General features: G+C 54.7%; 11 protein-coding genes. All 11 read right to left on the bottom strand.

Annotated features, from left to right (window positions below):
• Window positions 1-32: 32 nt before the first annotated feature.
• Window positions 33-617 (bottom strand): hydrogenase maturation protease, encoded by a 585-nt coding sequence (locus AMR42_RS18045; RefSeq protein WP_143473173.1) that lies wholly within the window; start codon window positions 615-617, stop codon window positions 33-35.
• 148 nt (window positions 618-765) lie between these two features.
• Window positions 766-2,205, bottom strand: a complete 1,440-nt coding sequence (locus AMR42_RS18040) for a Ni/Fe hydrogenase subunit alpha (RefSeq protein ID WP_099535042.1) — start codon at window positions 2,203-2,205, stop codon at window positions 766-768.
• 97 nt (window positions 2,206-2,302) lie between these two features.
• Window positions 2,303-2,665 carry a hypothetical protein gene (locus AMR42_RS18035; protein ID WP_099535041.1) on the bottom strand — a complete coding sequence of 121 codons (363 nt, stop codon included), beginning with the start codon at window positions 2,663-2,665 and terminating at the stop codon, window positions 2,303-2,305.
• 15 nt (window positions 2,666-2,680) lie between these two features.
• Window positions 2,681-3,274, bottom strand: a complete 594-nt coding sequence (locus tag AMR42_RS18030; protein WP_099535040.1) for an oxidoreductase — start codon at window positions 3,272-3,274, stop codon at window positions 2,681-2,683.
• Complete coding sequence (gene hoxU / locus AMR42_RS18025; protein WP_099535039.1) at window positions 3,262-3,978, bottom strand: bidirectional hydrogenase complex protein HoxU; 717 nt, start codon at window positions 3,976-3,978, stop codon at window positions 3,262-3,264. The genes AMR42_RS18030 and hoxU overlap by 13 nt, the downstream gene beginning before the upstream one ends.
• Before the next feature lie 147 nt (window positions 3,979-4,125).
• Complete coding sequence (locus AMR42_RS18020; protein WP_099535038.1) at window positions 4,126-5,757, bottom strand: NuoF family protein; 1,632 nt, start codon at window positions 5,755-5,757, stop codon at window positions 4,126-4,128.
• 157 nt (window positions 5,758-5,914) lie between these two features.
• Window positions 5,915-6,472: a bidirectional hydrogenase complex protein HoxE gene (gene hoxE, locus AMR42_RS18015; protein WP_099535037.1), complete on the bottom strand. Its 558-nt coding sequence runs from the start codon at window positions 6,470-6,472 to the stop codon at window positions 5,915-5,917.
• A 460-nt stretch (window positions 6,473-6,932) separates the two neighbouring features.
• Window positions 6,933-7,076, bottom strand: a complete 144-nt coding sequence (locus AMR42_RS21305) for a hypothetical protein (protein WP_234407091.1) — start codon at window positions 7,074-7,076, stop codon at window positions 6,933-6,935.
• 787 nt (window positions 7,077-7,863) lie between these two features.
• Entirely contained in the window at window positions 7,864-8,073 is a 210-nt protein-coding gene (locus AMR42_RS18010; protein WP_099535036.1) for a hypothetical protein, read from the bottom strand.
• A 78-nt stretch (window positions 8,074-8,151) separates the two neighbouring features.
• Window positions 8,152-11,244, bottom strand: coding sequence for an efflux RND transporter permease subunit (locus tag AMR42_RS18005; RefSeq protein ID WP_099535035.1), 3,093 nt, complete (start codon window positions 11,242-11,244; stop codon window positions 8,152-8,154).
• 182 nt (window positions 11,245-11,426) lie between these two features.
• A partial coding sequence (locus AMR42_RS18000; protein ID WP_099535034.1) for an efflux RND transporter periplasmic adaptor subunit occupies window positions 11,427-12,793 on the bottom strand: 1,367 nt, incomplete at its 5' end.

Raw genomic sequence — 12,793 nt, 5'->3', positions numbered from 1 at the left:
AAAAACACAAAGAAGAACAGCGGGCAATTGATTTAGATTTGGACGGGTAATTTCAGCGATTCACTAGGCAGATGAAGCGAGGGAGAATGAGTCGTCATGCCTTGTACCTCGTCAATCAGGGTTTGAATGACAACCAACGCCCGCTGCATTCCTTGAATGGCAATTTCAGAAAATTCGCAGCCCAACTCAAAGGACACCGCAGGCACTGCAATTAACCAAGCCGGGGGCACATGGCCATAGAGCCATTTCGTCATGTGCAACAGACTTTCAGGTTGATAGAAATGACCCAAAAGACTTGGAGTTTCTGGATTTTCAGCGGTGACCGTGGCGGAAGCTGGGGTGGGTGGGCGAATTCCCAAATCCAGCGATCGCAGTTGGGTTTTGGGTGCAGACATTTTCAGGGCATTGCAGTCTAAGGCATCAACAAAAATTACCAAGCCAGCTCCCGCGATCAAATCGGCTAACTCCGGGGTTAATTGATGACAAATGAGGGTTTGAAGTTGTGAATTTTGCCATTGGGAAATGGCTTGGACGACCGCTGGCCCCACACCGTCATCACTGCGGAGAGTATTGCCATAACCAATCACCAAGATTGGGGATGGAAGATGGGTAACCATAGGGCGATCGCACCTCAAAAACTAACGAAATTCTGGTCAATGCCATTGAACTGTTTCAACTGAGTCATTTGGTCATTGAGTTCAAGGGGTTGCTCACCCACCGATCGGTGGTTAATTCAGTCAAAACTCAATTTTTCACCTGCAATTCCTAGGAAGACCGCTCCAGAGTCTGAATCAGTACCCGATCGGCATTGAACACATCTAGTTTCAGCGGCATTTGCCCCACCGCGTGGGTTGAACAACTCAGGCAAGGATCAAAGGCTCGAATTCCCGCTTCAACCCGATTCAAAATTCCCTCTGGAATCGATCCATCGCTACTGCCTTCAACATAATGTTGAGCAATTTGTTTGATGGTACGATTCATCGCCAAGTTATTTTGACCCGTGGCAATGATCAGATTCACCGATTGAATTAAGCCGTTTTCATCCACTTGGTAATGATGAAATAACGTGCCCCGAGGTGCTTCGCTCACACCAACGCCATTCAGTTCATTAATGCCGGCTTCCGCCCGCACCCGAGGCGACTGCACATCAGGATCATTCACTAACTGTTCGATCGCCTCAACACAGGCCAAAATTTCAATCAATCGAGCGTAGTGATAGAAAAACGAAGAAGTGGCCACTCGCCCACCGGCCCGCTGTCTAAATCGCTCCAGGGCCCGATCGGCTTCTGGCGTGCCAATGAAGTCACAAATATTCAACCGAGCCAGAGGCCCCACGCGATACACACCATCGGGATAGCCCAAGGGTTTGTAGTAGGGAAACTTCAGATAAGACCAGGGTTCAACGGCTTCGCCAATGAAGGATTGATAGTCATCTTCCGAAAGGCGATCGGCGACAATTTGCCCTTCACTGTCAATGATGCGCAGATGACCGCCGTAATGCTCCCAGCGTCCATCGTCACCCACCAAACTCATAAAGAGCGATGGAAATTTACCAAACACATCGACTTCCACCGGATGGGCATCAAGCCACGATTCAAATAGTTCGATCGCGCTTAAAATTGTGGCTCGTGATTCCGGCAATCGGTCTTGAATCCAAGCTTTTCCTTCATCGGACAAGGGATAGCGAACCCCGCCAGGAACCGGCCAAGCCGCATGGATTTTGCGCGCTCCCAACAGCTCAATCACCGTTTGGCCAAACTGCCGCAACCGAATCCCCGCCCGCGCCAAGTCCGGATTCGCCGCCATTAATCCAAAAACATTGCGTTGGCCTGGGTCACTGTCCCAACCCAGCAGAAAATCTGGACTGCTGAGATGGAAAAAGCTGAGGGCATGGGATTGCAAAATTTGCCCCAGGTTCATCATTCGCCGCAACTTTTCGCCCGCGATCGGGACGCGCACGGCCAAAATTTTGTCGCCGGTTTTTGCAGAGGCCAACAAGTGGCTCACGGGGCAAATGCCACAGATGCGGGAGGTAATTCCCGCCATTTCCCACATGGGTCGCCCTTCGCAAAATTTTTCAAATCCGCGAAATTCAACCACATGAAAGTGGGCATCTTCAACCTTTCCCGCATCATCCAAAAACAGGGAGATTTTGGCATGACCTTCAATGCGGGTGACCGGATCAATAACCAGTTTGGAACTCATAATGCTCGCACAATTTCAGAGGATTACCGCAGTCCAATTTGCCCATTTTCAATGGCTAATTTCTACCAATGTCAGCCCTACTTCACTGGGGTTACGCTTAGGTTAAGCCAGGGAAGCTGGTGACAAACTGAATTTTGAGGTCAGGAAATGCCGTCACAAATTTGATTTTGAAGTCGGGGAAAGCATTGACAAATTGCCACTCACCACACCGATCGGGAAATGCGTTGACGATTTGCACTTTCAAATCGGGGAATGCTTCAACAACCTGCACCGTAAAATCAGGAAAGGATTCAACAATTTGCACCTTGCCAAATAGGGGGCGCTCTTTGTATTGACAGGTGCTGGGGGAATTGGCCCTGGCTCCTAAGCTCCAAAGGAATAAGATCAGCCCGATCGCCCCGATCAAGAGTCCCCTCGAAAGCCAAATTCGCCATGGTTGCCGCCGTCGATCGCCTGCCATTGCTGCCCCCTATCCCTAACCAAATTTCAGCTTGGCTGCTTGGGCTTCACCGGTAAAAAGTGACTCCAGAGCGCTTTGAATTTGGGCAGCCGAGGGCGGACAACCGGGCAAAAACACATCCACAGGAACCACTTGATGGACGGGCAAGGCCTGTTTAATCAAGGGCGGCACAATGCCTGGCTCTCGAGGATATTGCGGCGATAAATCCGCCAATTCCAGATAGCAACGATCGAGAATTTCTTCAACGGTGGCGCTCGGATTGCGCATGGCGGTTACATTGCCATTCACCGCACAATCGCCAAAGGAAATTAACAGCTTGCTGCGCGATCGCACCTTTTGGATAAATTCCAAATTTTCCTCATTGGCAACGGCTCCTTCGGCCAGGCAAATATCCACCTGATCGGGAAAAATCTTGGCATCGCTGCCCACGGGGCTAAACACCACCTCCGCGTATTTCGCCAGCTCAAACAGCCATTCATCTAAGTCCAAAAAGGACATGTGACAACCGGAACAGCCGCCTAACCAAACGGTTGCAAAGCGCAATTTGGGGCGATCGGCTCCTTCCGTGGCCACCGCAGCCCCTTGAGCAGGATTGGTTAGCGTGTCCATTGGTGTTCCTCCCTGGCGGATTGCAAAAATTGCAGGCGATCGCGATCGCGCGTCATTTCCGCAACCGTTGATCCTTTCTTGAACAAAGCACCCGTGGGGCAAGCATCCACGCATTTACCGCAGGATGTGCAAGCATCCACATCACCCCAGGGCTGATCCAAACCGGCAATTAATTTGACCCGTTCGCCCCGGAACGCAATATCCCAAACCCTGGCTCCTTCAATTTCGTCGCACACTCGAATGCAGCGGGTGCAGTAGATGCAACGGTTACGATCGAGTCCGAATTTTTCATGGGAAACATCCACATCTCGCTTGGGAAATTGGTAGGCAAAATGGCTATGATCCATCCCCACCGTGGTGGCCATATCCTGCAATTCACAGTGATTATTGGCCACGCAAACGGAACAAACATGGTTGCCTTCTGCAAAGAGCAATTCCACCAAGGTTCGGCGGTAGGACTGCAACGTGGGCGTGTTGGTCTGCACCGCCATGCCCTCGGCCACTTGGGTCACACAGGCGGGCAATAGTTTGTTAATTCCCGCCACTTCCACCACACAAAGACGACAGCCTCCCACATCCGAAACCCCTTCCAAATGGCACAGGGTAGGAATGGCAATGCCAGCCGATCGCGCCGCCTGCAAAATACTGGCTTTTGCTTCAGCGGCGACCGCCACCCCATCAATTGTCAGCGTTACGACAGCCATACGTTAAATCCCTTCAGTCCCATGAAATTGCTTGCTTCGATCAGCCCAAGAAGATCAGCAAAAAATCAGCAAAAGATCAGTAATTAGGTTCAATCATTAGGTTCAACCACTGGGTTTAATGATTAGGTTCAACCTGATGCATCCCCCTCAAGAAACCGTCGCCGGAATTCGCCAGCGATCAGGCTGCAACAGGGCTTGATATTCCTCCGGGAAATAGCGCAACGTGCTCACGATCGGATTCGGAGCCGACATGCCCAACCCGCAAAGGCTGGTGTGGCGCACCACCTGACAAAGGCTTTCCATTTGCGCCAGATCAAAGGCCGTGCCCCGACCTTCCACCAGCTTGGTCAGCAAATCATGGAGTTGAACCGTGCCCGTCCGGCAAGGCACACAGCGCCCACAAGACTCACTGCGGCAAAATTCCATATAGAACCGCGCCACCTCCACCATGCTGGTTTTGTCATCCATCACCACCATGCCGCCGGATCCCATCATTGACCCCAAAGCCGCCAAGGACTCGTAATCCACAGGCGTGTCCAAATAGCTGCTGGGGATGCAGCCGCCCGAGGGGCCACCCGTTTGAACTGCTTTCACCTGCCCCTCGGAAACACCGCCGCCCATTTCTTCCACGATCGTTCGCAGGCTAATACCCATCGGCACTTCAATGAGGCCGGTGTTGCAAACCTTGCCGGTCAGGGAAAAGATTTTGGTGCCCTTGCTGGTTTCCGTGCCAATGCCCGCAAACCAATCCGCACCCTTGCGAATGATCGGGGCAATGTTGGCGAAGGTTTCCACGTTGTTGATCAGGGTGGGCGCTTGCCAGAGGCCTGAAATGGCCGGGTAGGGCGGCCGGGGGCGGGGAGTGCCGCGCTTGCCTTCCACAGAAGCAATCAGGGCCGTTTCTTCGCCACAAACAAAGGCCCCAGCCCCCACCCGAATATCCACCTTGAAATCAAAACCCGAGCCAAAAATTTGGCTCCCTAAAAATCCCTTTTGCTTGGCCTGTTGAATGGCCTTTTGCAGGCGATGAATCGCTAGGGGATATTCCGCTCGCACATAGATAAATCCTTGGTCAGCTCCCACGGCATAGCCCGCGATCGCCATGCCTTCTAGGATCCGGTGGGGATCGCTCTCCAGAACGCTGCGATCCATGAATGCGCCTGGATCCCCTTCATCTCCATTACAAATCACATACTTCTGGCCGGGGGGCATTTTGGCCACCGTGGCCCACTTCAACCCTGTGGGATAGCCCGCACCACCGCGGCCCCGTAGGCCCGATTTCGAGATTTCTTGAACGACCGCTTCTGGGGTGAGTTCAAACAGGGCATGGTGGAGGGCTTGGTAAGCACCAAGGGCGATCGATTCTTCAATGCGCTCCGGGTCAACTTTGCCGCTGTGGTTCCGCACAATCAGCAACTGCTTCGCAAAAAATGGGTGTTGCGAATTGCCCTGTAGGGCATCGGTTTGGCCCCCTTGAATGGTGTCAATAATTGAGGGGGCCTGTTCTGGGGTCACCTTTTCGTAATGGGTGGTTGTTACCTGGGGATCGGTGGAGTCCAATTCCACCATCGGCCCCTGACCACAAAACCCCATGCAACCCACGCCAACTACTTCCACGCGATCGGCTAGTTGGCAATCCTGAACCCGTTTTTCAAGGGCTTTTTTAACTTCGAGCGATCGAGCCGCTTGGCAGCCCGTGGAAGTGCAGCAATGTACACGAATGGGCTTTTTCGCCTGGGCACATTGTTCCGCGAGATCGAGCAGTTCATGACCATCCATGGATTCGGACTCCTCAGGCAGCTTGGTCAGCAGATTGGGGGCAAACGGGGCGACAAACGGGACGGCGAATTAACGGGTAATGCACGTCATTTCGAGTAGGTCATTCAGGGCGAATCATGGGCAGGCCACAGGTAACCACGATTCGCAACCCAACGATTCATGCATCACCACGCCACTGGTCAATGCGGGCGATCGCCTGTTCTGTGGTCACCTGCGCCGCCACTTGCCCGTCAAACACCACCGCTGGCGCAATGCCGCAGGCTCCAATGCAACGGGCCGTCACCAACGAAACTTTGCCGTCGCTGGTGGTGGCTCCCGACTGAATACCGGTGTGTTTTTCCAAAGCATTCAGCACATCGCCGCTTCCCTTGACATAGCAAGCGGTTCCCAAACAAACCACGCAGGTATGTTCACCACTGGGCTTAAGGGAAAAGAGGTGATAAAACGTGGCGACACCCAACACATGGCTCGCAGGTAATTGGAGCGATCGAGCCACATGCAACAGCGTTTTTTCCTCTAAATAACCGAAAATTTCTTGGGCCCGGTGCAGAACTTCAATCAAAGCATCCTGGCGATATTGTTGGCGTTTCATCACCAAATCCAACGCCTTAAATCGCTTATCAACCGCCGAGGAATCAGTTGCCTTTGCAGTTTTAGAACCCTTCGATCCAGAAGCCTTTGATCCAGCCGACCCAGCCGATCCAGATTGACTCATTGGGGCATTCGCAGAGACAGCACCAGAGGGTTGACTGACCGGCTGATCTTGATCAGGCTTAGTTGCAATAGCCATAGTTCCACTCACTTTCATGACTCTCAACCAATGCTGTGCCGTTGTGCCAAGGCAGCACAAAGCAACCCCTTACAACGCTGCCATGGCAACAACCTTGCAGCGGTCAAGCGGGTGATTGGTTATCTCAAATGTTCAAAAATGTTCAGAAAACTGGATCAGGCGAGCTTCCTTTGGCAAAGACTGAACCTCAGAAGCATTGAGCTGATGCGGGTAGATTCAGGACAGCCAATTCAAAGGAATTAGTTCAGGGCAGCCAATTCAAAACAGCCAACTTCATTGGGCGCGGTTGAATTTGATTAGGCTAGCTTGATGCGGCTAATGGGTTGGTTAAGGCAAAGGAAAGCAATTAAGTCGTGAGCTGGTAGCGCTAGATCCGGTGCAGAAGCTACGGAAGGGTTAGCCAAAAGCACCAATCCTTCGGGGAATTCATGCCAAAAGAGAAGGGAAAATAATGACCCGATCGCCGTTCCGTGATTTCCATCCCCGATCGCCCGTGGGGGTCGAGCATGGGTGGCCACAGCGGGGGCAAGATCGAATCACAAATCTAGCCTAGCGTCAGTTCCCAGATGAATTGAGGGAGCGATCGGTTTTCTTAAGGAATGCCGAGCAAAATAGTGCGATTTTTGTAAAGTTTGTAAAGACTTGCTTGGGCGGTGGAAGTCTAAACAAATTCTCGTGGGTTGTTTAGCGGCCGAATTTTCCCAAATTAGCAAAAATTTCCGATGAAAAGTGTCGATTGATGCATTTTTGAAGAAGCCATTAAAACAACAAAAAGCGATCAAAAATTACTTAATTTCTTGCATCGATCGATTCTTAACTGGTTCCTTCCCATTTTTACCGTGGCTTCTTGGGGCAATTAGCATACCCTCCGGCTAATTATCGGCCAATTACCGGCTAATTGAGAAATTATCTATGAAACAGAGCAACCAGCCGATTAGACTCGATCGAGATCTGAAGTTTAACCCAAGTTTAAATCACGGTTTCTTAACCTATCTTGACGAAATACCTGAACAGAATTCGCCAGGAAATTCGCTAACAAGTCGCATCATGCCCATCAAGGCGAATGGAAACCTCACCCAACCAAAGCATTCTCGTTTAATAGAGATTCCGATCTCAGTTCAGCCGCCTCATGCAGTCACCCCATTGGGTCGATCGATTTAGCTACAGAATTGGGCTATTGGTGAAATTGCTTTGGAAATTTGATAGGAAGTTTGATAGAAAGTTTGATAGGAAATCTAATAACAAGAGGCGGGCATGGACAACCCACTTGCCACACCCGCCATCCACAGGTCACTGAAAATCGCGTAGCTAAAGACTTAACCCGAGTGGCTGCAAACATCCGCTAGGAGAAAACCCATCTCACACTCATAGCAAGCGGGTTGGTTGTCGGCGGCAGGCCGCACCGCATGGGCACAGGAGAGATGACCATTCTGCCAACGCGGGTTACCCGTGCGATCGGCCCACAGGCAACCTTGGCAAACATCTTTAGGGGTCAACAAGCCACTGTTCAGGAGCATGACCAACATCAAGACACCCCCAGGCTTAGGTTCGCCGGTTCTGCTCTGATTGTATGCCGTTCTTAGGGGGCGTTCCTGTGGCGGAGATCACGACTCCAGAACTTTGCGAACGGTCGATCGACGGCGGCGACGCGGCTCAATCCCCACCAGTTGCTTGAACCAATGCTGGATATTGTCCACATAGGTAAACAACACAGGCACCACCAGCAGCGTCAGCAGGGTTGAAGTGGTGAACCCGCCAATCACGGCGACGGCCATGGGGCTGCGCTCTTCGGCTCCGGCTCCCAAACCCAAGGCCAGAGGAAACAGCCCCACCACCGTTGACACGGAGGTCATCAAAATGGGGCGCAGGCGGGCCACACCGGATTCAATCACGGCTTTCGATTGGGGGAGTCCGTGGCGTTCCGCTTCGAGGGCAAAGTCCACCAGCAGAATCGCGTTTTTGGTGACCAGCCCCATTAGCAACACAATCCCAATCAGGGCAAAGAGACCCAGTTCCTTTTGCATCACCAACAGGCCCAGGAAAGTGCCGCCCGTGGCCAACGGCAGGGCCGCCAAAATCCCGATCGGGTAAAGGAAGCTGTTATAGAGCAGCACCAACACCCCGTAGATCGAGAGCACGCCTAACCCCAGCGCGGACAAAAACCGGCTGAAAATATCGCGCATGATTTTGGCATCGCCGGCCGGTTCTTCTTCAATGCCGGGGGGCAAGGGGTTCATGGCCGGCAGGGCGCGAATCTGTTCCAGAGCCGTGCCCAGGGAGATGCCTTGCAGATTGGCATCTAGGGTGACCTGGCGCGATCGGTTGTAGCGATTAATTTGGGCGGGCCCGCTGATGAGCTGAATATCCGCCACGCTGGTGAGGGGAATCATGGCTCCGTTGCGACCGGGAACCCGCAAATTTTCGAGGGTTTCGATGTTGCTGCGGAATTGAGGGGCAATTTTTACCCAAATCGGGATTTGCCGATCGCTCAGGTTGAACTTAGCCAAGCTCGATTCGTTATCCCCGATCGTGGCCAGGGTGGCGGTGCGGGAAATGGCCTGAACCGAAACGCCCAAGTCCGTTGCGCGTTGCACATCGGGAATGATGGCCACTTCTGGCTTCACCAGGCTGGCGCTGGAGGTGACTTCCACCAAACCGGACAGGCCGCGCATTTGTCGCTCCAAGTCAGCGGCGGTTTTGGTCAGCAATTCCGGGTTTTCGCTCTTGAGCACAATCCGCAGATCTTTGCTGGTGCCGCCTCGGCTTTGCAAGCTTTGGAAGGTGACCCGGGCCCCGGCGATCGACTTGAACTGTTCCCGCATCTGTTGCTCAAACTGCCGCTGGGTAACGCTGCGTTGGTCTTCGGGTTTCAGGTTCACATACCCCGTGGCCAGGTTATTTTGGCGAGCAGCAAACAACACCCGATCGACCGCTGGATTTGCTTTCAGCAGGCCGTAGGTACGGCTCATGACTTCCACGGTTTCTTCGAGGGGCGTGCCCGGTGGCAGTTCAATTTCCACGGTGCTGAGGCCCGTGTCACCGCTGCTAAACAAACCTTTGGGAATGAAGGGCACTAACTGCAAGCTGGCGATGAAAAAGGCGATCGCGATCATCAGGGTGGCAACCCGATGCCGCAGGGCCCAAACCAGCACCCGGCGATAGGGGCCCGGTTGGGTTTCGGTCGATTGCGCCTCTGCCACCAGCTCCAAGTTGGCCTTGGGTTTCAGCAAGTAGGCGCTCATCATGGGCGTGACAGTACAGGCAACGGTGGTGGAAAAGACCGTGGACACGGCCACCGTGACCCCAAAGGGCTGGAAAAATTGCCCCGGAATGCCACCCATGAAAGCCACCGGCAAGAACACGCCGATCAGGGTTCCGGCGGTGGCCAGCAGGGAAAAGCCCAATTCCGACGACGCATCCAAGGCCGCCTGTCGGGGCGATTTGCCCATGTTCAAGTGCCGATCGACATCCTCCACCACGCACACCGCATCATCGATCAAGTTCCCGATCGCCAGGGCCAAGGCCAGCAGGGTCATGCTGTTGAGCGTGTAGCCCAGCATTTGCATCACCGCAAAGGTTGGGATGATCGACAACGGCAGAGCCGCCCCCGCAATCAGCGTGTAACGAACGTTTCGCAGGAAGATGCCTACGACGATCGTGGTGAGGATGCAGGAAGAAATTAGCTCCTCAACGGTCGATCGATAGGTCATCCGAATCGGATCCGCGTCGCTAAAAATCAAATCAAATTTGAGATTAGGCAAGCGCTTTTGCAGTTCCGCCACCGCTTTGGTGACATTTTCTTCCACGGTCACCAGGGTGCTGCCGGTGCTGCGGAGCACGGAAAAGGCCACGGCCGGCTCCCCGTTCAAAAAGGCTGCTTCCTTGGGTTCCGTGAAACTGTCGCTGACACGGCCCAGGCTCGCGAGGGGAATCGTGCCGCCATTGGGCAGGGTAACTCGGTAGTTTTGCAGTTGGCTGAGGGTGCGGGCGCTACCCAAGGTACGGATCGTTTGCTGGCTGCCACCCACGTCCACCTGGCCGCCGGGGAAGTTGGCATTGAGCGATCGCACCTGGTCATTCACCTGGGTGGCCGTAATCCCATAGGCCGACAATCGCCCCGGATCCAAATCAATCCGAATTGCCCGACTCACGCCCCCCAATCGCTCCACCTGGGCCACACCGGACACGGACAGCAATTCCCGGGCAATGGTGCGATCGACCAAATCGCTCAATTCTTCAACGGATTTTCCCTCGCCCGACAAGGCGTAGGTCATGATCGCCCCGCCGCTGAATTCCACCCGATCGACCAACGGCTCATCCACCGAAGCGGGCAGGCTCGATCGAATCTGGGAGATGGCATTGCGCACATCATTGGTGGCCTGGTTGGCATCGGTTCCCAGCACAAAGTTGACCAGCGTGAACGATCGCCCATCGGTCACCGTGGAGGTCATCTGGTCAATGTTGCCCAAGGCGGCGATCGCGTCCTCCACCTTTTTGGTCACCTCGGTTTCCAGCTCCACGGGCCCCGCGCCGGGTTGAATCACCGTGACGGATACCGCCGGTACATCGATATTTGGGCTTTGGTCGATGCCCAAATTCAAAAAGGAGGCAACCCCCAAGATGGCCGCCACCAAACAGGCCAAAATCGTGGGGATCGGTTTCCGAATCGAACCAGCGGACAGGTTGAAGTTACTCATCGGTCAAAAATCCGTTCGTCCGAAGTGACGGCATTAGGCATCTGGAAACATCGATACAACGGGCATTTGATCAATGGGCAATTGATCAACGGGCACTTTGATCAATTGATTCAGCTAATCAACGGGCATTTGATCAACTAATCAACAAGCATCAACAAGCATCAACGGGCATTAACGGGCATTTAATTGGGCATCACACGCACCCGATCGCCATCTTTCAGGTAGGGCCCACCCTTGACCACGACTCCTTGGCCCGCTTGCAAACCGCTGCGCACTTCCACCCGCCCATCGGGGAGCACCTTGCCCACTTCAACGCGCTGGGCACTAACCGTGTTGTCGGGGTTCAAGCGATAGGCGATCGCCGTGCCATCCGGCTGTGGCAACACCGCTTTGGCCGGAATTGCCAGGCCGCGCCCCATGGAAACCCCCACGGCGGCCCGCAAAAACATCCCCGTGCGCAGTCCCGGCGAGGGTTGCAGCTCCACCTTGACCGTGGCCAGGCGGGATTGGGGGTCGATCGTGGGGTCAATTTCGCGCACCCGACCGTTAATCACCTGCCGGGTGGCATCCACGATCGCCTGCACCGGTTGCCCCGGCTGAATACCCCGGAGTTGGGTTTCGGGAACTTTCAAATGCAGTTCCAGCTTGCCCACCGCTGCAATTTGGAAGAGCGGCGTATTGGCCGTCACATTGCCCACGGTGGTTTCCCGCTTCACAATCACCCCCGGCGCGGGAGCCAAGACTCGCGAATTTTTGAGTTGCTCCATGATTTGGCGCACCCGGCCACGCGCCTGCAAAAAGCGGGCTTCTGCTTGGGTAATGTCTTCTCGGCGGTTACCGGTGGCTAACTGGCGGTAGCGCTGCTGGGTTTCCGCAAAGCGGGCTTGGGCCTGTTCAAGGGCCGCCTCGTCGCCCCGGGCCCGGGTAATCACTTCATCCAAGCGATCGCGCGAGATTGCCCCCTCATTGGCCAGGGATTGGTTGCGATCGACTCGCAACTTTGAAAGGGCCAGGTCAGCTCTGGCGCGATCGACCCCCGCCGCAGCCTGGCGGGCCGCCTCGCGGGCCTGGGCAATTTCCTCCGGCCGGAACCCACTGCGCAACTTTGCCAGGGCCGCTTCCTCTTCCAAGGCCTGGGCGCGGGCTTGACCCAACTGGGTGCGCAACAAGGAATCATCCACGATGGCCAGGGTTTGCCCCTGCTGCACCACTTGCCCCTCATCGGCCAAAATTTGCAGCACCTTTAGCCCAGTACCCGGCGGTTGCACGGGCACTAGCTCACGGGCCTCGATCGTGCCGCTGGCTTCGATCGTCCGGCTCACTTGGGCCAATTCTGCGGTGGCAATGGTCACCGGCTGTTCGCTGCCGGTCGCCGGGGGCGCGGGGGCCGTCGCGGGCTGTTGGGCCACGGCGGGTTGCGCTTGGGGATTGCGGCCTCCCAGGGCAAAGCTCACCCCCAAACTGACCAACACCCCCGCCCCCAGGCCCACCAACAACCCCCGGGGGCCGCTCAGCCAAGCAGTTCCCGGGAGCCACAGGTCATCTCCAG

The sequence above is a fragment of the Limnothrix sp. PR1529 genome (assembly GCF_002742025.1).
Classification (GTDB): Bacteria; Cyanobacteriota; Cyanobacteriia; order CACIAM-69d; family CACIAM-69d; genus CACIAM-69d.
The sequence above is the reverse complement of the archived record's forward strand: the minus strand, read 5'-3'. Positions and strand labels throughout refer to the sequence as shown.

Excerpts from the sequence above, each read along its gene's own strand:
- AMR42_RS18045 (WP_143473173.1), bottom strand. The coding sequence starts at position 617 with ATGGTTACCCATCTTCCATCCCCAATCTTGGTGATTGGTTATGGCAAT.
- AMR42_RS18040 (WP_099535042.1), bottom strand. The coding sequence starts at position 2,205 with ATGAGTTCCAAACTGGTTATTGATCCGGTCACCCGCATTGAAGGTCAT.
- AMR42_RS18035 (WP_099535041.1), bottom strand. The coding sequence starts at position 2,665 with ATGGCAGGCGATCGACGGCGGCAACCATGGCGAATTTGGCTTTCGAGG.
- AMR42_RS18030 (WP_099535040.1), bottom strand. The coding sequence starts at position 3,274 with ATGGACACGCTAACCAATCCTGCTCAAGGGGCTGCGGTGGCCACGGAA.
- hoxU (WP_099535039.1), bottom strand. The coding sequence starts at position 3,978 with ATGGCTGTCGTAACGCTGACAATTGATGGGGTGGCGGTCGCCGCTGAA.
- AMR42_RS18020 (WP_099535038.1), bottom strand. The coding sequence starts at position 5,757 with ATGGATGGTCATGAACTGCTCGATCTCGCGGAACAATGTGCCCAGGCG.
- hoxE (WP_099535037.1), bottom strand. The coding sequence starts at position 6,472 with ATGAGTCAATCTGGATCGGCTGGGTCGGCTGGATCAAAGGCTTCTGGA.
- AMR42_RS18010 (WP_099535036.1), bottom strand. The coding sequence starts at position 8,073 with ATGTTGGTCATGCTCCTGAACAGTGGCTTGTTGACCCCTAAAGATGTT.
- AMR42_RS18005 (WP_099535035.1), bottom strand. The coding sequence starts at position 11,244 with ATGAGTAACTTCAACCTGTCCGCTGGTTCGATTCGGAAACCGATCCCC.